We start from the raw sequence: 21738 nt of genomic DNA on the forward strand, positions 1-21738 counted from the left end.
CGGTGGGCTCTTTTTATTTACCGCGAAAGGAGGCCCACTGATGGGCGAATTTCATTATCAACCCACGCCGCTCATGCTGCCGACCTCGCGCTACGACGAGAAACGGGCAGATTTCGCGGTGGGCTTCATCTCCATGCTCAGGCACACCACCGGAGAATGGTATGGCAAGCCGTTTCAGCTGATGCCGTGGCAGGAACAGATCATCAGGGACATCTTCGGTATCGTGGACGCGGACGGCAACCGTCAGTTCCGCACCGCATACGTCGAGGTCGGCAAAAAGAACGGCAAGAGCGAACTCGCGGCGGCGGTGGCGCTCTATCTCCTCTTCGCCGATGGCGAGGCGGGCGCGGAGGTTTATTCCTGCGCCGCTGACATCAATCAGGCAAGCATCGTTTTCAATACCGCTAAGGCGATGGTAGAGCAATGCCCCGACCTAAATCAGCTGTCCAAGCTGGTGCCATCCACCAAGCGAATCATCTTCCCGCACACCAATAGTTTCTACCGCGTGCTTTCCTCTGAGACCAAGTCCAAGCAGGGCTTCAACGTATCGGGGTTGATCTTCGACGAGTTGTTTGCCCAGCAGACCCGAGAGCTCTTTGACACGATGACCAAGTATACGGGCGATGCTCGGCGACAGCCCCTCTATTTCCTCATTACTACGGCGGGCAGGGATAAAACCTCCATTTGTTATGAGATTCACTGCAAAGCCAAGGCGGTTCTGGACGGTTCCAAGATCGATCCCAGCTTCTATCCTGCCGTATTCGGTATCGAGGAGGGCGACGACTGGGAAGACGAGCGTGTTTGGCGACGCGTAAACCCTTCCATCGGGGTGACGATTCCGTTTGAGACGGTTCAGGCGGCCTATGAACAAGCGAAACAGAACCCCGCCGAAGAGATGCACTTCCGGCAGTTTCGCCTGAACGAGTGGTGCAACGCAGATATCCGCTGGATGCCCATGGACAAATGGGACGCCTGCGGCCAGCGTGACGCTGGACCCAATTCGCCTTCGGCGCACACGCAGCTGGAAGAAGAAATGGAAGGCAGGGCCTGTTATGGCGGTTTGGACTTATCCTCCACCGGCGACCTGACCGCCCTTGTCCTGGTGTTCCCGCCCGCCGGGAGTGATACCAAGTATACGGTCTTGCCCTACTACTGGCTGCCGGAGGAAGTGATCGACCTGCGAACCAGGCGCGATCATGTGCCCTATGTCGTCTGGAAGAAGATGGGCGTGTTCAACACCACCGAGGGTAACGTCGTGGATTACGACTTCATTGTGGCGTTCATCGCGAAACTTTCCGAACGATTCCGCATCCGGGAAATCGCCTATGACCGCTACGGCGCGGAGAAAATACGCCGTGACCTTGAGGAGCTTGGCGCGGAGCATGCCTTTGAGGTGATTCCGTTTGGGCAGGGCTTCATTTCCATGTCCCCGCCCAGCAAGGACTTCTACCAGTTTGTCATGGAGGGTCGTATCCGGCACGGCCGGCATCCCGTTCTTGACTGGAACATGGGGAACGTCATCATTGATCAGGACGCGGCGGGCAACATCAAGCCCAACAAGAAAAAGTCCACCGAGAAGATAGACGGCGTGGTAGCCATGATCATGGGCCTCGCTCGAGCGACCATCGGCGGCGGAATCACCGAGAGCGCTTACGCGGAAAGGGGGTTGCTGTTTATATGAGAAGACGCGTCTTGAGCGGATGGTTTCACTCCCGCGATAAGCCCAGCAACAGCGTGGGCGGTGGGTGGCGCTTTCTGTTTGGTGGCACCACATCCGGCAAAGCGGTCAACGAGCGGACAGCCATGCAGACTTCCGCGGTCTACGCCTGCGTGCGCATCCTCTCGGAGTCGATCGCGGGACTGCCGCTTCACGTCTACCGTTATAAAGCGGACGGGAGCAAGGAGCGCACGGCGGACCATCCTCTGCAGCGGCTCCTGCATGACGAGCCGAACAAGGAAATGACCTCGTTTGTGTTCAGAGAAACGCTTATGGCACACCTGCTCCTCTGGGGCAACGCCTACGCCCAGATCATTCGGGATGGGCGCGGCTATCCCGTTGCCCTCTACCCGTTGCTGCCCGACCGAATGACGGTCGACCGCGACCCGAACGATGAACTTGTCTACACCTATCAAAGCGACAAGGGTCAGATAAAGCTGCGACGCGAGAGCGTCTTGCACATCCCGGGACTAGGCTTTGACGGACTCATCGGATACAGCCCCATCGCGATGGCCAAGAACGCGGTGGGGCTTGCGCTTGCCACCGAGGATTACGGCGCGACGTTTTTCGCCAATGGCGCGAACCCCGGCGGCGTGTTGGAACACCCCGGCGTGATCAAGCCGGATCAGGTTGAGCGTTTGCGGGAAAGCTGGCAGTCCCAGTTCGGCGGCGCGAACGCGCACAAGGTTGCCGTGCTGGAAGACGGTCTCAAATTCCACCAGATGTCCATCCCGCCAGAACAAGCGCAGTTTTTAGAAACCCGTAAGTTCCAAATCAATGAGATTGCCCGGATTTTCAGGGTGCCTCCACACATGGTGGGCGACCTTGAAAAGAGCAGCTTCTCAAACATCGAGCAGCAGTCGCTGGAGTTTGTCAAATACACGCTCGGCCCGTGGGTGATCCGGTGGGAACAGTCGCTGACGCAAGCCCTTCTGCTGCCGGGCGAAAAGGCGGCGCTCTCTATCCGCTTCAACCTTGACGGGCTTTTGCGCGGCGATTACCAAAGCCGAATGCAAGGCTACAGCGTCGGTATCCAGAACGGCTTCTACTCCGTCAACGACGTGCGGGCGCTGGAGGATATGAACCTGCTGACAGAGGCGGAAGGCGGGAACGCGCATGTCCTCAACGGGAACATGGTTAAACTCGCCGATGTTGGCGCAGCTTACAAATCCAAAGGAACGGAGGACACAACGTGAATAACAAGAAATTCTGGGACTGGGCGCGCGATTCTGACGAGCGCGTCCTTTACTTCGACGGTGAGATTTCTGAAGAGACTTGGTGGGGCGATGAGATCACACCTCGCCTTTTTCGCGACGAGCTTTTTTCTAGCGAAGGCGATATCACTGTCTGGCTCAATTCGGCCGGCGGGGACTGTGTGGCGGCCAGCCAGATCTACGCCATGCTGATGGACTACAAAGGCAACGTCACTGTCAAGATTGACGGCATCGCGGCTTCAGCGGCCAGCGTGATTGCTATGGCCGGCACTTCGGTGCTGATGGCGCCCACCGCCCTGATGATGATCCACAACCCGCTGACTGTCGCGATCGGCGACAGCGAGGAGATGCAAAAGGCGATCGAGATGCTGGCCGAGGTGAAGGAGTCGATCATCAACGCCTACCAAATCAAATCGAGCCAGGGCAGAGCGAAAATCAGCCACTGGATGGACGCGGAGACGTGGATGAACGCCAACAAGGCGATCGAATTGGGATTCGCCGATGGTATCCTGCAAGACGAGAAACGCCAGGTGCCCGCCGGTGAGGTCACGTTCGCGTTCAGCCGCAGGGCGGTGACCAACTCCCTGCTGGACAAGTTGCGTCCCAAGGGGAAACCCAAACAACCCGAAACGCCGCAAGGCGTGGCCGCGACGACGCTCGAACAGCGGCTGAACCTGATTATCCATTAATTGGAGGAGGAAAAGATCATGTCTACGATTCTTGAACTGCGCGAAAAGCGCAATAAAACCTGGAACACTGCCAAGGCATTTCTTGATTCCAAGCGCGGCGCCGATGGTCTGGTGCCGCCCGAATCCGCCGCTGAGTACGACCGCATGGAGGCCGAGATGGTCAGCCTTGGCAAGGAAATTGAGCGTCTGGAGCGCCAACAGGCGTTCGACCTCGAAATGGGCAAAGCCACGTCCGCGCCGATGACTGGCAAGCCTATCCAGCCTGATAAGCCCAAAACCGGCAGGGCTTCCGATGAGTACCGCGCCGACTTTCACAACGTTCTTCGCGGCAAACCGCTGATTCACAACGTTATGAAAGAAGGTGCGGATGCCGACGGCGGCTACCTCGTCCCGACCGAGTTCGAAAGCCAGATCGTCGCCGGGCTTGAGGAAAGCAACGTCGTACGCTCCATCGCCAAAGTGATCACCACTTCCGCGGAGCGTAAAATTCCGCTGGCAGCCACCCACTCTGTGGCGCAATGGACGCTGGAAAACGGCGCATACACCGAAAGCAATCCGACCTTCGGACAGATTACGGTGGACGCTTACAAGCTCACCGACCTGGTGAAGGTTTCCACGGAACTGCTGCAGGATGCCATGTTCGATCTGGAAACCTATATCGCGGGTGAGTTTGCCAGAGCCTTTGGCATTGCCGAGGAGCAGGCGTTCTGCGTCGGCAACGGTACGGGCCAGCCCACGGGCATCTTTACCGCGAATGGCGGCCATGTTGGCGTTACGGCGGGCGCGTCCGTTACGGTGGATAACCTCATCGACCTGACGTACGCGCTCACTGCGCCGTACCGCCGGAACGCCAAGTTCCTCATGAAGGACGGCACCATTTCCGCGCTCCGCAAACTCAAGGACGCGAACGGTGCCTACCTTTGGCAGCCCTCCGTGCAGGCGGGTCAGCCGGACAGGCTGTTGGGTTATCCGATTTACACCAGCCCCTATGTGCCGGATGTGGCGGCGAGCGCGCTCCCCATTGCCTTCGGTGATTTCAGCAATTACTGGATCTGCGACCGCTTGGGCAGAACGGTGCAGCGGCTCAACGAACTCTACAGCACCAATGGGCAGGTCGGCTTCCTGTGCACCCAGCGCGTGGACGGTAAAGTCATTCTCGCCGAAGGCATCCAGCTCCTGCGGATGGGCGCGTAAGTCTTTGCTTGATGGCGCAAAAACCCTGATTGACTTTAGTATTTCTACCGGGGTAAAGGGAGGGCTGCGAACACCGCAGTCTTTTCATTTACCCCGGTTCCATTATCCATTTCGATCGGAGGGCTTCTCATGAGCGAATACAACACCAAGAATTACACCGAACAGGGCGGAGAGCGAACCGTGATTGGCGGCGAACTGGTTATCGCGCCGGGCGGCAAGCTTACCGATAACAGCGGCGCGGCTGAGGAAACGGAAGCTGTGACCCTCCCGTATCTGGCCAACTCCACGCAGTCGACCGCCGCCAACGTTGTCAAGGACTTCAACGCGTTGCTGATCCTGATGCGCGCCCAAGGGCTGATGGACGCCGTCGCGCCGACGATCACGATCACCACCCAGCCGGAGGAGCAGAGTGTTGCCGTCAATGATGCTGTCGGGCTGGCTGTCGCCGGTTCTAGCTCGGACGGACGTGCCGTGGCTTACCAGTGGTACTCCAACACCGCCAACTCCACCGTCGGCGCCACCAAGATTGCCACCGGCGGCACGGCCGCGACCTACGCGCCGGTGACAACCGCAGCCGGCACGATCTATTACTACTGCGTAGTGTCGGATGCCGCGGGCGGCGCGACGGAATCGGTGGCTCCGGTCACCTCCAGCATTGTCGCCGTGGTCGTGGCGTAACCAGGAGGCGAGTGCCCATGACGGTAGAAGAACGCAGGCAGGCGCGGCTGGCGAAGCTAAAGGCGAACCTGGTGATCGGGCATGATCAGGACGACGCGATCCTCACTCTGCATCTGAACGCCGCCATGGACTACGCCGGGAAGTTCCAACACAAGGACAATGCGTATTACAGCACGCACCGGATGAGCCCGACCACGCTGCAGGCAGTGATCCTGCTGGCCAGTTTCTACTACGAGTCCAAGGACGGCGGCGCCGGGGGGTTCTTTACCCCCACTACCACGGCGGCTAAACAGACGCTGGAATGCGTGGATACCCTGCTCCGGCTCGATAAGGAGTGGAAGATATGAGTGCTCAGATGAACGATTTCATCGATATCATTGAGCGGCGCGGAACCACAGACGATGAGGCGTTTTCATCCGATCAGGATATCGTCCTAGCCAGCGTACGCGCCGAAAAGAGCTACACCGGGATGAACGAATCATCCAAAGACGATGCGACGTTTGCTACCCAGACCGCCGTGTTCCGTTTCCGGTGTATCCCCGGGCTTCGCGTGGAGCCCTCTCAGTTCATTACCGACGCGGCGGGCCGGTACAACATCACGGCGGTAGACGAGATATCCGGGCACGGAATGTACCTGGTCGTGACGGCGCAACTCGTGACGGCTTCGGAGGGGTGATTGGTATGGCGAAAGTGACGGTGGAATTTCCGGACGACATCATGAAGAAGCTTGCCAAACTGGAAGCCAGAACCGATGCGGTGCTGGAGAAAACCCTCCAGGCGGGAGCGGATGTGGTCAAGCCTGTGTTTCAAACAAAGCTCGCGGGCGCGATCGGCAGAAGCACAAAGCGGAAAAGCAAGTCTACCGGCCAGCTGGTCGGCGCGCTGGGCGTCAGCCCCGTCAAAGCTGCCGACGACGGCTCCGTGGATATCAAGATCGGCTTCAATGAGCCCAGAAAGGACGGAAAGCGCAACGCCATGATCGCCGGTATCCTGGAGCACGGGAAATCGAACCAGCCCGCGCGCCCGTTTCTCAGCGCGACCAAAAGCGCAGTCAAAGCGCCCGCGACCCAGGCGATGGTCGACGCTTTCAACCAGGAGGTGGACGGGCTGTGAGCATCCTTGCGGAGATCAAAACCATTGCTGACGGCTTGTTTCTTCCGGTTGAAACAGGGGCTTATAAGAAGAAGCCGCCGGATACCTTTCTGGTGCTGATCCCGATGTCAGACATTTTCCCCCAGCACGCGGACAACAGCCCACAGTATACCGAGCCGGAAGTCCGGCTTTCTCTTTACGTCCGGGGCAGCTACACCACCCTCGCGGATGCACTGGTGCGGACGCTGCTACAGAACGATTTCACGGTGACTGGCAGGCAATATGTAGAGTATGAGTCGGATACCGGCTATCACCACTACGAAATCGACGTGACCAAAGTGTATCCGTATCATTTCAATGAGGAGGACACCCAATGAGTACAATTGGTTTGGATCGGCTCGTCTACGCGAAGATCACGGAAGACGAGTCTGGTAACGAAACCTACGGGGTTCCCAGAACGCTTGCCAAGGCGATCGACGCGGATCTGTCCGTGGATGTAGCGGAAGCTACGCTCTACGCCGACGACGGCGCCGCTGAACACATTTCGGAGTTCCAAACGGGCAAGCTGACCCTGGGGGTTAACGACATCGGGCGCGTATCCGCCTGTGACCTGACCGGCGCGAGCGTGGATGACAACGGCGTGCTGATCTCCGGCAGCGAGGATTCGGGCGGCGCGGTGGCCATCGGGTTCAGAGCACGCCGGGCCAACGGTTTATATCGCTACTTCTGGCTCTATCGCGTGCTGTTCAAGCTCCCTTCCGCAAAGCTGGAAACCAAGGGTGACAAGATCTCCTTTCAGACACCCAGCATTGAGGGCACAGTCTACCGCCGCAACCGGCTGGATGGAAATAACAAACATCCTTGGAAGGCGGAAGTGACGGAAGGCGATCCGAATGTGTCCCCGACAACCATCGCGAACTGGTACAGCGCGGTCTATGAGCCCAATTACAGCGGCGCGGCGATCACAATCAGTACGCAGCCCAGTGGTTTGGCTGTCACTGCGGGCAGCATCACGGGGACGCTGACTGTGGTCGCCACGACCAGTTCCGGGTCGCTGACCTACCAGTGGTACCAAAGCAGCAGCAATGTTGCTTCCAGCGGCACGCTCCTGTCCGGGGCAACCAGCGCATCCCTCCCGGTTCCGACGGGCCTGACGGAAGGCACGTATTACTTCTACTGCGTGATCGGCAACGGCACGACCTCGGTGGTCACCACGCCCGCTGCCGTAGTGGTCGCGGCTGCGGGTACGGTCGCGTCGCTCACGTTCACCACGCAGCCCACCGGCCGCAGTGTGACGGAAGGCAGCATTACCGGTGTGCTCACCGCTGCCGCCTCGGCTTCCGACGGTTCCGCCGTGAGCTATCAGTGGTACGTGAATACGGTCAGCAGCGTGACCGGCGCTACGGCGGTTTCCGGTGCGACCAACGGTACGCTGACGGTACCCACCGATCTGACGGTCGGCACGTATTCCTTCTTCTGCCGCGCCACCAGCCCGACGCTCGGCACGGTGAATTCCAATGTCGTGGCTGTCGTCGTGGCCTCCGCGCAGGCAGCGACCGGCACCATTACAATCACCGCGCAGCCCGGCTCCATCTCCACGACTGCGGGTTCCGTCTCCGGTACGATTACGGTGCTGGCAACCGTGTCCGACGAGTCTACGCTGACCTACCAATGGTATGAAGCCACGACCAACACCAATGTCAGTGGCACGACCATTTCTGGTGCGACCAACCGTTCCTTCAACCTGCCGATCTCCCTGCAGGCCGGATCGTATTACTACTACTGCGTGATCAGCAGCGAAACCTGCGCTTCTGTGAAAACCCAGGCTGTCACCGTCACGGTGGAAGCCGGTACCGCAACCATCTCGATCAGTGCGCAGCCCAATGATGCGACGGTTACCGCCGACGCGATCTCAGGCAGCCTGCACCTTACCGCCGCGGCCTCGGACGGGAGCACGCTGAGCTATCAGTGGTATGGGAATACAACCGACAGCAATACCGGCGGCACGCTGGTCAGCGGTGCCACCAGCGCCAGCCTGGCCCTGCCCACCGATCTCACGGAAGGTTCGTACTACTATTACTGCGTGGTCTCCGCTTCCGGCTTGACTGCGGTCACCTCGGAAACCGCTGCCGTTACGGTCCTGGCGGAAGGCACCGCCATCATCACCATTACCGCCAACCCCGGCGAGCAAACCTTCGCGCTCAATACCGGCAGCGCAGGCATCTCGGTTGTCGCCTCCGCTTCGGATGGTTCCACGCTGAGCTATCAGTGGTATGCAAACACCACCGACAGTAATACCGGCGGTTCGGCGATTACCGGCGCCACGAGCCTGACGTATACGGTGCCCACCGATACGGCAGGTACGTTCTATTACTACTGCGTTATCGGCAGCGCCACCGCTGCGTCGGTCACCTCTGGGGTGGCCACGGTTACCGTGGAGTAACGGCGTAACCAACACACTCATGAACCAACAGACGAGCAGGGCGGCGTCTCTTGAATGGGGCGCCGCTTTTGCCTGCCGCTATTGAAGGAGACTTGATCCATGGAATCCATTCAACTTGCCAATAGCGCTGTCATCGACTGCGACCGTGCCGCCGTGATCCAGATTGGCGGCAAAGAATATGCGCTGCTCCTGACCACCCGGGCTACCAAGGAAATCGCCAAGCGGTACGGCGGCCTCCAGAATCTCGGCGACAAGCTGTTCGAGGGAAAAGAGAACTTCGACGAGGGCCTGGACGAGATCATCTGGCTCATCGCTCTTCTGGCCAACCAGTCGGTGCTCATCCACAACTTCCAGTTCCCGGACGACCAGCAGGAGCTTCTGGACGCCGAGACGCTGGAACTGCTGACCTCGCCCTACGACCTCCTGGGCTTCAAGGACGCCATCATGTCCTGTATGTCCAAGGGCACGGCGCGCCATGTGGAAACTGAGGATACCGGCGCAAACCCTCCGAAGCCGACGACGGCAGCACGTTCGCGTGGCTCCAGTTCTACGCCTGCTCGCTCCTCGGCTACTCGCGTAAGGAGTACCACCTGACCGTTATCGGGGAGCTGCTGGACCAGATCGAGATCTACAAGATTTTCAACCGCATGGCCAAGGCGAAGCGGCGTCTGGACATCGACGACGTGATTCCTTTTGCCCTCGACTGATGCCGGGCTGTGGAACATCCACGGCTCGGTGTTTTCATTTCATGTAAGGGAGGTGACGCGCTATGGCAAACGACGGCAGTATCGGCGTGAAGCTCAAGGCCGAAGGCGAGGCCACTTTCAAGAAAGCGCTCTCCGACCTGAACGCCCAGTTCAAGCTAGTCAAGTCCGAACTGAATTTGGTTTCTTCCGAGTACGACCAGAACGACCGGTCCGCTGCTGCCGTAGCCGCGCGCTCCGAGGCGCTGACCAAGCAGATCGAGGCGCAGAAGTCGAAGGTAGAGCTGCTGCAAAAGGCGCTCGATTCCGCCGGAACCGCCTATGGCGAGAGTGATAAGCGCACCCTCTCTTACGCGACTCAGCTCAATAACGCCAAGGCTGAGCTGAACAACATGAACACCGCCCTGGAATCCAATCAGGGCGCGCTGGAAGATACTGCAGCGTCCACAGGGCAGGCGAAAGACGCAAGCCAGGTGTTGGACGAGAAGCTCTCTATGCTCGACAGTTCCTTCAAAGTGCTGCGTTCTCAGCTGAACCTTGTGACCGCCGAGTACGGTTCCGACGCCAAATCCGTCGAGGCGTTCTCCGCCAAACAAGCTGTCTTGAACCAGCAGATAGACCTGCAAAAGCAGAAGATCACCACGCTGCAGGCCGCGCTCATGCGTGCGACCGCCGAGTACGGCGAAGGATCCGCCGAGGCGAACAAATACCAGGCGGCGCTGTACGACGCGCAGGCTACCCTCGGAAAGCTCGAAGGCGAGCTGAAGGACTGCGGGACTGCGCTGGACAAGGCCTCCTCCGGCATGGACGGCGCAGAAGGCGAAGCCAGGGAACTGGACAAGGCGGTGGACGACGCGGGCGACGCTGCGGATCAGTCGGGCGAGAAGTACGGTCGATTCGCCTCCGTCTTGGGTACGGTCGGCAAAGCCCTCGGCGCGGCTGTGGCCGCGGCTGGCGCCGCCGCCGTTGCCCTCGCGAAATCCGTCGTGAGCGCCTATGCCGATTACGAGCAGCTGGTCGGCGGCGTGGACACCCTTTTCAAGGATTCCAGCAAAGAACTGCAGTCCTATGCCGCCAACGCCTACAAAACCGCCGGGCTCTCCGCCAACGAGTATATGGAAACGGTCACGTCGTTCTCGGCGAGCCTCATCCAGTCCCTTGGCGGCGATACGGAAAAAGCTGTCCAGTATGCCGATATGGCGATCACGGATATGTCGGACAACGCCAACAAAATGGGCAGCGACATGTCCTCCATCCAGAACGCCTATCAGGGTTTTGCCAAGCAGAACTATACGATGCTGGACAACCTCAAACTGGGGTACGGCGGCACCAAGGAAGAAATGCAGCGTCTGCTCAAGGACGCAGAGAAGATCTCCGGGGTCAAGTTCGATCTTTCTTCGTACTCCGACGTCGTCCAGGCCATTCACGTCATGCAGGAAAGCATGGGCATCGCGGGAACGACGGCGCTTGAGGCGGAGCACACGATTTCCGGCTCTATCGGGTCGCTCAAAGCAGCGTTTTCGAACCTGGTCGTGGGCTTCGGCGATTCGCAGGCCGATATGAAGCAGCTGTGCGGCAACGTTGTGGACGCTTTTTCCGATGTGCTGACCAACATCACCCCGATCATCCAGAACATCGTCGAAGCTTTACCGATCGCGATCGAAGCGATGATCCCCGTGATCAACCAACTGCTGCCAACCCTGCTCACCACCGTGGGTGATCTGTTTGAGCAGATTCTGAATATGCTGTTCTCGGTACTTCCCGAGCTGATTCCTGTCGCCGTGGACGCGGTCCTGACCATTGTGGACGCGTTAATCGACAACCTGCCGCTGCTGGTTTCCGCCGCGCTCCAACTGGTGACCACCCTCGTAAGCAGCATCGGCGCTGCACTGCCCGACTTGATCCCCGCTGCGGTTGAAGCCATCATTACGATTGTGCAGGGGCTCATCGACAACCTCGACCTCATCATCGACGCGGCGCTCCAGCTGGTAACCGGACTGGCCCAGGGGATCCTGAAAGCGATTCCCGTGCTGATTGCAGCGCTCCCCAAGCTCATCACCAGCCTCATCGACAAGCTCTTGGCAGCGATTCCTGAGATCATTCAAACCGGCGTCACGCTGCTTGTGGCGCTGGTAGATGCGCTGCCTGAGATCATTGATACGGTCTGCGAGGCAATCCCGGCGATCATCGAGGGCCTGGTCTCGGCCATCATGGACAATCTCGACGATATCGTCAACGCGGGCGTACAGCTGTTCGTCGCGCTCATTACCAACCTGCCCAGGATCATCGTTGAGGTGGTCAAGGCCGTTCCGAAGATCATCACGGCGCTGGTCAATGGGCTCGTCGGGTCCTTCGGAACCATCGCCTCGACCGGCGAAGGCCTGCTGAAATCCATTGTGACCAATCTCCGACAGGCTGTGACGGACATTGTGGCCGCGCTTCCCCAGGTGATCACCGGGATTGTTACGTTCTTTACGTCGATGTTTGGCAAGGTCGCCGAGGTGGGCGCGGGGCTGCTGGGGTCAGTGACCACGCGGATCACCGAGGTCGTTACGAAGGTCACGACTGCCGTGGGCAATATTGTCACGGGCATCAAAACGGCACTGAGTTCCAAGCTTTCTGAGATTGCGACCACAGGCCAAAACCTGCTCAATGGCATTGTGCAGAACGTTTCCTCCGTAATCGCCACCGTGAAAACGGGCGTGGGCAACATCGTCACGTCCATCAAGGACTTCATCGTTGGAAAGGCGACCACCATCGCCACGGCTGGCCAGTCCTTGCTTAACAACATCACGACCAATGTGGGCTCCGTCATTACGAATGTGACGGGCAAGGTATCCAGTATTCTGAACCAGATCAAGAGCAAGATTTCCGGCTACGCCAGTACGATCGCCGCCACCGGCACAACGCTGTTTAACAGCCTGGTGCGCAATGCGGGCAGCATTGGTTCAACCATCGTTACCGCTTGCTCCGGCATCCTGACCCGCATCAAGACCGCCTTCACCAGCGGCGTCTCCAGCATGATCTCCATCGGCGGGAACCTCGCTTCCGGGATCTGGACGGGCCTTTCCAACGCCGCAAGCAGCCTCTACACCAAAGTCAGCAACCTGTGCAGCGGGCTGTGGAAAAGAATCAAGTCGTTCTTTGGCATTTCTTCGCCCTCCACGCTGTTCCGGGATTCGATCGGCGCCAACCTGGCGTTGGGGCTTGGGCTGGGCTTTGAGGACGAGATGAACAAGGTGGCGGATCAGATGCAGGCGGCGGTGCCGACAACGCTGGACGCGGGCGGGATCAGCCTGAACGGGGTAAGCAGTACAGCAACGGTCACGTCCGGCCCGCTGGTGTCCGTGCAGCAGCTGATCGTGCGCAGCGAGGACGACATCCGCGCCATCTCCCAGCAGCTGTACAACATGATCCAGCAGTCCAGCCGTGCGCAGGGGTACTTCACTACGGCGTAATCAAAGCAAATCCTGATAGCCACAGGAGAATGGGGGTGCTTGCATGGGTTTTCTGTTCAACGGTATCCACTCGTCCACCATGGGCATCCGTGCACGGCTTACGGACTGGCGATTCATCCCCGCGGTAAACAATTACACGGTAAACATCCCCGGAAAGGAAGGTGTGGCGGACTTTGGCGCCAGCAAGACCAGCCGACGGATCTCTGCCAAATGCGGCGTGAATCCCGCGGGCAGCATGGCCAGCCTGATTCATGTACTCGACGTGCTCGCGGCGTGGCTCGACCCTACCAACGGGACCGCTCAGCTGGTGTTGGATGAGCTGCCCGACCGGTACTTTCTTGCGCGTCTGGACAGCGATGTGAGCTGTACACGACTCATCCGCTGCGCGGGTTCCTTCGACCTGGATTTCTTCTGCCCGGACCCGTACGGATACGCGCTCTCCGATGAGAATTTCACGCTGACAGCGACAGGCACGCACACGATCCTACGCACCAAGGGCAACGCGGTCAGCCTCCCGGAGTACCGGCTCATGGGCGAGGTCATCAACGATTCCTCGGCGCGCTGGTTTCGGATCACCACTAACGGGGTGGCGCTTACGATCTCTGGCCGACTGGCAACCAATGAAGTGCTGGTGATCGATACCGCCAACATGACCGCGAAGGTCGTGGACACAGATGGGGTGCTGGTTAAGAATGGCCTTCCTTATCTGTCCAGCCTGAACCTGCCGGAACTCAATCTGGGTGTGAACCGGGTGTTGATCGAGGCGGAAGGATGCGCGTTCTCGTCGCTGACCATTCGAAGCAATAGCAGATGGAGGTAAGCCTATGGCAGTGATTGCGATTCTGACCGAACCCTCGGATTTTACCGGAGAGTTCCCCATCACAGATCACGCGGTGGGCGTGTGGCGGCTCAATGAAGCGATTGTTGCCCAGGATGAATCTGTCCGCTTTCCGGATGCCGCCAACTACGGGCGCGATCTGGCGCCGGTGGGAACGGACTATGCGCTCACGGAGGGTGTTTTCGGCAAGGCTGTAGCATTGAATGCCACTTCGGGCGGCAGTTATCTGAAAGCCGCCAACGATGGCGCTTTCTTTAGTCCGCTGTACGGCAGGTTGGTTTTCGGCGGTAGCTTCCGGTTTCCCTCCATCCCGACAGGCGTCGTTCCCTTACTGGCGACGCAGAAAACCGATACACTACCGCTGTTTCGGCTCGATCTATCCAGTGGCAAGGTCAATGTCATGCTCAACGGGACCAGCGGTGCCACCTGCTTCTCGGCGCAAGAAAACCTGCAGCTGCAGCCGGATACCTGGTATTTCATCGCCGTTACCGTCGATACCGTAGAGAATACCGTGCAGACGGTCATTGGCTGTTACACGGACGGCACCTGGTATACCTCGCCGCTGCGAACGTTTGCCACCACTGTAAACACTACTTCCGAAGCGGATCTGCTGATCGGTGCGTTCGACTACACGCATTCCGGCGCCGAACCGACCGTCACGGCCATGCTGGTGGACGATGTGTTTGTGGAAACGGATTCCGACTTCACGGCGTATCTGTTGGAGCGCCAGTTTCTCACCAGTCTGTCCGTGGATCAGGGCAACAGCACCTGCGATGTCTACTCCTCGCCGGGAACCGTCACCCTGGCGGCTGTGGAGGGCGCCTATCCATCCGTTGGCATGTTCATCACCCGAGCCGTCGCCTACGATGTGACCGGAACGGGCAAGGCCGCGTGGGACTTTACGTATCTGGCAGGCACCACCAGTCTGGGCGCCGTGGAATCCTCCGTCAGCACCGATCTGCTTCACTGGACAGCTTGGTCGCCGGTCGATGCCCAAGGGGACATCACCTCACCGGCGGCAGAGTATATCCGTTTCCGGGTTACCCTTTGTACCAACGATCCAACGCGTACCCCGCGCTTCCATGAACTGCGCGTCTATGATATCCCAAACCGCCTGTTCTCCGTGAAGGGCTACAGCTACCCGGTGGTGCTGGACGCCTCCGGCGCGTCTGCTGCGGTGCTGGAGGACGCCTATGAAATCACGGTGTGCGGGGAAATCAACGGCGAGGATACGCTTCGGTTCTCCCTTCCCTTTGCGGATGCTAAGCGAGCCTATATTGCCAATGAAGCACGAATCCAGATCGTGGACGATATCTACCGGATCCGTTCCGTCACCGATGAAAAAACCAGCGATGGCAAGTCCACTACCACGGTATACGCCGAGGCGGAGTTCTATGACCTGGGATTTTCCGTGTATCGGCCGGTAAAGGAATTTATTTCCGAAACCGCTAAGACGGAGATGGCCTACGCGCTCGATGGCACGGGCTGGTATGTGGGCGATGTAGAGGTAAGCACGAAGCGCTCCTGGACCAGCGAAAAGACCAACGCGCTGGCCATTCTCAGGTCAGTTGCCGATATTCACGGTGGGGATCTGGTTTTCGACTGTCCGCGCAGGCTGGTGCATCTGTATACCCAGTATGGCTCGGATTCCGGCGCGGTGTTTGCCTACAACAAGAACATGAGCCAGATCAAGAAGGTTACCAGCACCGCCAGTCTGGTCACCCGGCTCTATGCAATCGGCGCGGAAGGTATGACCTTTGCCGACGTGAACCAGGGCAAGGCATATGTGGAAGATTACTCCTATACCGACGAGGTGCGTATCTCCACGCTGGACTGTACGTCCTTTACCAATCCCTCGCAGATGCTGGAATACACCAAAATGCGGCTGACAGAATACGCTGCGCCGACTGTGAGTTATGAGCTCTCCGCCATGGATCTGTCCCTGCTCACCGGATACCGGCACGAGACCTGGGATTTGGGCGACCGGGTGACGGTATACGACAAGGAACTGGGCATCAATGTGAAGACACGCGTGGTGCGCCGAGAGTACAATCTACAGGAACCGTGGAAGTCGAAACTGGAGCTCTCTTCAACGCTCAAGAACTTATCGAGTTCCAGCTCAACCTGGGACTCCGCCGTCGCTGCCACGGAAGGCACGAGCTTGGTGTCCAGCGTGGATATCAAGGACATGGTGCCCTTCAACCATCTGAAGAACAGCCGTGCCGACGATGGCTTCGCGCATTGGGCCAACAACGGCTTTGTGGTGGACACGGAAAACGGTGCCAGCGGCAGCGCGTGCTTCAAGGCGACAGGAGTGCTCAACGGCACGAAGTCCCTGAGCCAGGTGGTCTATCCCGCGACTCGGGATAACTACACCTTCTCTGCGAAGGTCGCTGCAGACAATGTGGAGCTGGGCGACGGCGGTGCGGTAACGCTGGAAATCGAAATCACGTATGACGACGGCAGCATGGAGAGCAAAGAATACGACCTGTATTAGGCCCAACAAGTGGAGAGAGGTGACGCCGGTATGGTCTCTTATACGAACGTGGTCCAAAAGATCGCACCGACAGTGCAGGCGTCCGGCTCAGATACCAGCCGGAAGGTGAAGTCAATACGGGTCAGGGTCACCGTAACAAATACCACCGGGGATCTCTACCTTACCGACCTGATGCTCCAGTCGGGGTCCATCGCCACAGGCTGGACGGGACATGTGAGCGAAATCCAGTTTACACAGGATGGGTAGCCTATGACTTTCAAAGCTTTTTCGGCGCTGGTAGACATTCCGCAGGCTGGCACGGCCAAGAAGGTAAATGGCATTCGCGTTGGCATTCGACTGTATAACGCCACTGGAGATATTTCCCTTACGGATATGGTTTTCCAGGAAGGGACAAACCCGACGGGCTATGCACCGGATACGGCAGAGATGCTGGTCAACACAGGCAACCGACGCCGGGTAAACGCGGTCGTTCACGGTAACGAAACACTGGTGCTGTTGAACAAGGGTACCGCCGCCTGTGGACTGAATGTACAGGGAATGGCACTGGAAGACAGCGCCGCTATCGAACTCTCTCAGGGCGATGGCGGGCAAAGGCTGACAGTTGACCCTATAGCTGCCGGCGATGCTCTGGTGATCGATTCTGACAATTACACGGTGTCCAAGAATGGTTGGACAGTAGAAAAGAGCGGTTTTTTTCCTTACGTACAAGACGGTATCTCACGGCACAACATCAAATTGGAGGGAGCCATGCGGCTCCTTTTTGATTTTCAGGAGCGAAACGGAGGTGCCGGCGCATGACCATGGCGTGGATCAACACAATCTCTACAGGACTAATTGAGTGGCTTTCCTCCGCGCAAGCCCTGCCCGCGATGATTGCGGTTCGCTGCCTGACCTTCGATGCGTCGGGACACATCCACCTCAATAGTCTCGATCTGGATCTGCTCATGTCCGTTATTTCGGCGCGAACGGATACCCGCTGGCTGCTGTCGGTCAGCAATACCGATGAGGCTGCGTTTGTAGCCGTGCGAGATAACACCAATGGCGCAAAGGATACGCTGCTATCGGATGTGCGTTCGTTACGCAGCCTTTATCCACTGTTCAAGGGACTGGATATCCGCATAACCAGCGCTTCTGATTCCACCCACCGGCTGGCTGTATGCGACCTTTTTACCGACCTGTTTCTCCAATATAAGCATGCCTATGCGGCTGGTCATTTTAACCTCTCACTACCAGCCATACTGGAAATCGAGTGTTCTTGGGTCGATCATGCCGCGTTTGCTGGTTATTTCAATACGGTTAGCCTGCTGTTTCACGCAGATGGCAAAATGGAGCAGATCGAAGCTGTTCTCCGCGAGGCAACGGCGTGGTATTCGCCGGGGACAGTCTTGCTTGGGTTGCTGGGTGCGGGGAGAATGTACACGGCGACTGGAGCATCCGATGTACCCTTTTCAACAGCAGCAGGGTTTCTGCTGGGCACTGTATCCTGCGCCGATGGTCAGCCCTGTGCTGCCTTTGCGGGCCATCTGGACACGGCGGAATACCGGACGGTTCTGCTGCCGCATGTGTATGACTACGCATCGGGATCTGCAACGCTCCGCCTACACGCCCTGGTGGATAGGGATGGGAATGATCTCACGCCAACAGCGTTTCATCTCCTGATCATTATGCGTCGGTATCCGCCAACGCCTGTGGCTTATTGGTATGATAGCTTCTCCGACTACAGCACGCTGGGAAACTACAATGCGGACGATGGTGAGTACGGCACGGAGAATGACCCAGACGGTGAATCAAGCCTTCATTATCTGGCAGGAAAGGGAGAACTGCTCTACAGCGGCGCTTCCTTTAGCAATTTCTATGCGCGCCTGGTTTTCCTGGAACCTGCTGACCGTACCAGTAATTTTGGCAAAACCGGCATCCGCTGTGGCACGCTCTATGTGGTCTACAATGATCCCTATAAGCGTATCGAAATCTATCAAGGCCCTTATCTTAACGCGCAGTATCTGTTGACCACCTTCGATGTGCCTCTGGAAAGGACGGACGATCCCTATACAGCGCCCCACCTATTTATACTGGAACTGCGCAAGCGCGGCACGACGGTTACGGTTTACTACGGCGGGCGACCAGTAATCACGCAGACGGTTTCCGCAACCTCCGGGAATGTCGGCATCGTATCGGATTACACTGTGTTGGTTTCCGAATTTGTGATCGGCGATGCCTACAGGTATGACGCGCATGAATGTATCAGGATGGATTTGAGTGGACAGAGCTATTTGCTCGGCAGGGTGAACAGAACCGGAGCCGCGTGGAATGGCTCCGTTTTCACGCTCAGCAGCCTCAGCGAAGAGCCGGACAGCCGGTCCGTTGTTTTGGAAGGACAGCTGGAATGCCTGTCACAAGGTACCGTCGAAGGAATTGTCTGTGGCTCGAATGCTCCACTTACCGTCACCCCGGTGGATACCGGTGCCGAACTGGTGATGGCCTGCCTTGGCGACAGCCGCGGATGTGCATACCTTGTCTTCCGCACCTCGCTGGATTTGCAGGAGCTGTACAATCATGTGGTGTACGGGCTGGGCATCGGCGGGCTGGCCCTGGATGGTCTCGGTTCGGAGGATCCGTCCTTCTGGAACCTGGTGTAAACCAAATTCTAATGCGTACACCGAGTTTAACATCCGCGTTGCCCGCGGATTCCTTACCCGGGCAGCGCTTTTCATATGCCCTGCCGTGAGCCTTTTTTCTTCTCACGGCGGGCAATCCTCGACAAACGATTTGGCCCGCCGCAACCCCGGGCCGGAAGGGAGGGATTTCATGACCGCAACCGTCATCAGCGTCTGCGCGTCCGTGTTAAGCGGCGTAACGCTCTTTTTCATGCAGCGGTTTTTCCGCCACAGGGAAGAAGGCGAAAAGAAAAAGGATGAAACCGCCAGGCGGGAAAACATCCTGATCTTAAAAAGCGTGAGCGTGATCGGCAAGCTGACCATGGCCAACGCCATCGCGATCCGCGACGGGCGTACCAACGGCGAACTGCACGCAGCGCTCGAGGACTACGATAAAGTCAACCGGGAGCTGTACGACTATCTGCTGGAGCAAAACGCCAACAAGTGAAAACGCCGGGCAACGGTTCATCCGCCCCGGTTTTTTCATACCCTGCGCCACGACAATCCGTGTTTTTTCCTAAACGAACCGCCTCATCCAGAGGCAGAAAGTGTGATTTTCATGACCGATTATCTCAACAGCGTTTCCATTCCCGTCATTGTGACAGTCGTATACGTGATCATCGACCTGGTCAAGACCACCATTGCGCCGTACACGACCCTTTCCGAGCGTCTCAGCCACTTCTATCCCCTCATTGCGCTGGCGTTGGGTATTGTCACTGCCGCCGTGATGTACTTTGCGGTGCCCGAATCCATCACGCAGACCAATCTGCTGGTGGCGCTTGCTATTGGCGCTGCTTCCGGCCTGACTGCGGTAGGCACCAACCAGGTGGTCAAACAGCTGGCGAAAACGACTGATGATACCGCCGCAACCAGCGATTCTTCTTCTAACGAGGATAACGCGAATGGCTAAGAAACAAAAGGACAGTGCCCTATACCGGGTCATGCAAGGCGATTGCCTGTTCTCCATTGCTCAGAAGTTGCTCAGTAGCGGCGACCGGTACCCGGAAATCAAAGCGCTCAACGGCATGACGACCGATATTCTGCTGCCCGGACAAAGGATTCGGATCCCAACGGATAGCCGCAAAGCAGTTGGTGCGGATCAGGAGATTTTGGCACAGCAGCATGGACGGGAGGAGAAATCCGTCGATTCCGGGGACGGTGAGAACGGTTGATTACCGCACAAGCGCTGATTGCGAAATTCCAGTATGCGCTGGATCAGAAATGGGGTTATATCTGGGGTGGTACCGGACAGACTTGGACGCAGGCCAAGCAGGATGCCGCTACTCGTTCTATGACTGTCAAGTACGGTTCACGGTGGATCGGAAGAAGGGTCGCTGATTGCAGCGGCCTTTTTTCCTGGGCGTTCAAGGAACTCGGCGGATACATGTACCACGGCAGCAATACGATGTGGAACAAATACTGTACCAGCAAGGGTACGCTGCAAAGCGGTATCACGATCCGGCCGGGCACCGCGGTGTTTCTGGTGAACAGCGCCGGATCCCGGCATCATGTGGGATTGTTCATCGGTGATGATACCGTCATTGAAGCGAAGGGTACTGCCTACGGCATTGTCACCAGCAAGCTTTCCCACTGGGATGAATGGGGCGAGCTCGTCGGTGTGGATTATACAAACGAAGGAAGTGAAACGGTCATGGCGACCCTGCGTAAAGGTGATAAAGGTGAAGAGGTACGAGTGCTGCAGAGCAAGCTGCTGGCGCTTGGCTATAATCTGCCGAAATACGGTGCCGATGGCAGCTATGGCTCGGAAACCACGGCCGCCGTCATGGCGTTTCAAACGGACAAGGGGTTGGTGGCTGACGGCATCTGTGGCCCGATTACGCAGGCGGTACTGGACGATGTCAAGACGGAAGAAATCGAGGATGATGCAACGCCCGAAATGAAAAGGGTCATCATCACCGCTTCCGGGGATGGTGTGGATATCCGCGCTGGGAACAGCGAACAGTACAGCCTGATCACCACCGCGCAGAACGGCACGTCCTATGACTGGGTGGCAACCGCCGAGAACGGATGGCATGCGGTTGCGCTCGAGAATCAAGTCGGATGGGTGTCCGGAGAATTCGGACAAATCGAATAATTTATCTACGGCTGATACTTCGGTGTCAGCCTTTTTTATTACCAGTCAATCAAATGGTAACGCGACAGCGCGTTGTCGACTATGGCCACGTGCTTTGCGATCTCCAGACGTGTTAGGAACTCATTCTTGTATGTTGGCATAGCACTGTTAAGGCTGAATGTTGCTACAGTCAACTTTTTCTGGATGCTCCCAAGATCTCGTTGGGTTAACTTCCCTTCTTCGATTCGCCGCAAAATCCCACTCGATTGGTAACGTCCGATCACGACAAATGGGTGGATCAGTCTATGCATACTCTGCTTTTCTTCCGGGGTAAACTCATACATTTCCATCGCCTGCAGTTATTATACAGACCCTGCAACATAACGACAAGGGAAATTAGCAACGCGTCATTCCAGCATATTTGAGCAGAACCGCTTCGAGTTTCAATCTAAACGGTTTGATGATACAATATGGTTGGCAGGCACC

19 protein-coding genes and 3 pseudogenes are annotated in these 21738 nt (G+C 57.8%); all 22 read left to right on the forward strand.

The window, feature by feature from the left end; translation table 11 throughout:
• Positions 1-40: 40 nt before the first annotated feature.
• The 22 genes and pseudogenes from PKC96_07305 to PKC96_07410 all read left to right on the forward strand — a co-directional run bounded on the left by PKC96_07305 (position 41) and on the right by PKC96_07410 (position 21273).
• Positions 41-1681, forward strand: coding sequence for a terminase large subunit (locus PKC96_07305; protein ID HMM01113.1), 1641 nt, complete (start codon positions 41-43; stop codon positions 1679-1681).
• The gene (locus PKC96_07310; protein HMM01114.1) at positions 1678-2913 is read left to right on the forward strand and encodes a phage portal protein; all 1236 of its coding nucleotides are present in this window, start codon (positions 1678-1680) and stop codon (positions 2911-2913) included. Before PKC96_07305 ends, PKC96_07310 begins: the two co-directional genes overlap by 4 nt.
• Positions 2910-3620: a Clp protease ClpP gene (locus tag PKC96_07315; protein HMM01115.1), complete on the forward strand. Its 711-nt coding sequence runs from the start codon at positions 2910-2912 to the stop codon at positions 3618-3620. Before PKC96_07310 ends, PKC96_07315 begins: the two co-directional genes overlap by 4 nt.
• Before the next feature lie 18 nt (positions 3621-3638).
• Entirely contained in the window at positions 3639-4814 is a 1176-nt protein-coding gene (locus tag PKC96_07320; GenBank protein ID HMM01116.1) for a phage major capsid protein, read from the forward strand.
• 129 nt (positions 4815-4943) lie between these two features.
• A pseudogene (locus tag PKC96_07325) lies at positions 4944-5180 on the forward strand (hypothetical protein).
• A 329-nt stretch (positions 5181-5509) separates the two neighbouring features.
• The gene (locus PKC96_07330) at positions 5510-5839 is read left to right on the forward strand and encodes a head-tail connector protein (GenBank protein ID HMM01117.1); all 330 of its coding nucleotides are present in this window, start codon (positions 5510-5512) and stop codon (positions 5837-5839) included.
• Positions 5836-6168 (forward strand): head-tail adaptor protein, encoded by a 333-nt coding sequence (locus PKC96_07335; protein ID HMM01118.1) that lies wholly within the window; start codon positions 5836-5838, stop codon positions 6166-6168. The genes PKC96_07330 and PKC96_07335 overlap by 4 nt, the downstream gene beginning before the upstream one ends.
• A gap of 5 nt (positions 6169-6173) precedes the next feature.
• The gene (locus PKC96_07340) at positions 6174-6605 is read left to right on the forward strand and encodes an HK97 gp10 family phage protein (GenBank protein ID HMM01119.1); all 432 of its coding nucleotides are present in this window, start codon (positions 6174-6176) and stop codon (positions 6603-6605) included.
• Positions 6602-6961: a hypothetical protein gene (locus PKC96_07345; GenBank protein HMM01120.1), complete on the forward strand. Its 360-nt coding sequence runs from the start codon at positions 6602-6604 to the stop codon at positions 6959-6961. Before PKC96_07340 ends, PKC96_07345 begins: the two co-directional genes overlap by 4 nt.
• Positions 6958-7536: pseudogene (locus PKC96_07350) on the forward strand (phage tail protein). Before PKC96_07345 ends, PKC96_07350 begins: the two are co-directional and overlap by 4 nt.
• A 582-nt stretch (positions 7537-8118) precedes the next feature.
• Positions 8119-9027, forward strand: coding sequence for a hypothetical protein (locus PKC96_07355; GenBank protein HMM01121.1), 909 nt, complete (start codon positions 8119-8121; stop codon positions 9025-9027).
• Between the two features lie 99 nt (positions 9028-9126).
• Positions 9127-9519 (forward strand): annotated as a pseudogene (locus tag PKC96_07360) (hypothetical protein).
• A gap of 277 nt (positions 9520-9796) precedes the next feature.
• The gene (locus PKC96_07365) at positions 9797-13189 is read left to right on the forward strand and encodes a phage tail protein (GenBank protein HMM01122.1); all 3393 of its coding nucleotides are present in this window, start codon (positions 9797-9799) and stop codon (positions 13187-13189) included.
• Positions 13190-13232: 43 nt separating this feature from the next.
• Positions 13233-14009: a phage tail family protein gene (locus PKC96_07370; protein HMM01123.1), complete on the forward strand. Its 777-nt coding sequence runs from the start codon at positions 13233-13235 to the stop codon at positions 14007-14009.
• 4 nt (positions 14010-14013) lie between these two features.
• Positions 14014-16524, forward strand: a complete 2511-nt coding sequence (locus tag PKC96_07375; GenBank protein ID HMM01124.1) for a phage tail protein — start codon at positions 14014-14016, stop codon at positions 16522-16524.
• 30 nt (positions 16525-16554) lie between these two features.
• Positions 16555-16770: a hypothetical protein gene (locus PKC96_07380; protein HMM01125.1), complete on the forward strand. Its 216-nt coding sequence runs from the start codon at positions 16555-16557 to the stop codon at positions 16768-16770.
• A 3-nt stretch (positions 16771-16773) separates the two neighbouring features.
• Positions 16774-17322 carry a hypothetical protein gene (locus PKC96_07385; protein ID HMM01126.1) on the forward strand — a complete coding sequence of 183 codons (549 nt, stop codon included), beginning with the start codon at positions 16774-16776 and terminating at the stop codon, positions 17320-17322.
• Positions 17319-19160 (forward strand): hypothetical protein, encoded by a 1842-nt coding sequence (locus PKC96_07390; protein ID HMM01127.1) that lies wholly within the window; start codon positions 17319-17321, stop codon positions 19158-19160. Before PKC96_07385 ends, PKC96_07390 begins: the two co-directional genes overlap by 4 nt.
• A 169-nt stretch (positions 19161-19329) precedes the next feature.
• Positions 19330-19626 (forward strand): hypothetical protein, encoded by a 297-nt coding sequence (locus PKC96_07395; GenBank protein HMM01128.1) that lies wholly within the window; start codon positions 19330-19332, stop codon positions 19624-19626.
• A 102-nt stretch (positions 19627-19728) separates the two neighbouring features.
• Positions 19729-20088: a hypothetical protein gene (locus tag PKC96_07400; GenBank protein ID HMM01129.1), complete on the forward strand. Its 360-nt coding sequence runs from the start codon at positions 19729-19731 to the stop codon at positions 20086-20088.
• Positions 20081-20350, forward strand: a complete 270-nt coding sequence (locus tag PKC96_07405) for a LysM peptidoglycan-binding domain-containing protein (GenBank protein HMM01130.1) — start codon at positions 20081-20083, stop codon at positions 20348-20350. Before PKC96_07400 ends, PKC96_07405 begins: the two co-directional genes overlap by 8 nt.
• On the forward strand, positions 20347-21273 hold the full coding sequence (locus PKC96_07410; GenBank protein ID HMM01131.1) for a peptidoglycan-binding protein: 927 nt from the start codon (positions 20347-20349) through the stop codon (positions 21271-21273). Before PKC96_07405 ends, PKC96_07410 begins: the two co-directional genes overlap by 4 nt.
• Positions 21274-21738: the final 465 nt, after the last annotated feature.

Source organism: Bacilli bacterium, from assembly GCA_035326105.1.
GTDB lineage: Bacteria > Bacillota_I > Bacilli_A > RFN20 > CAG-826 > UBA7706.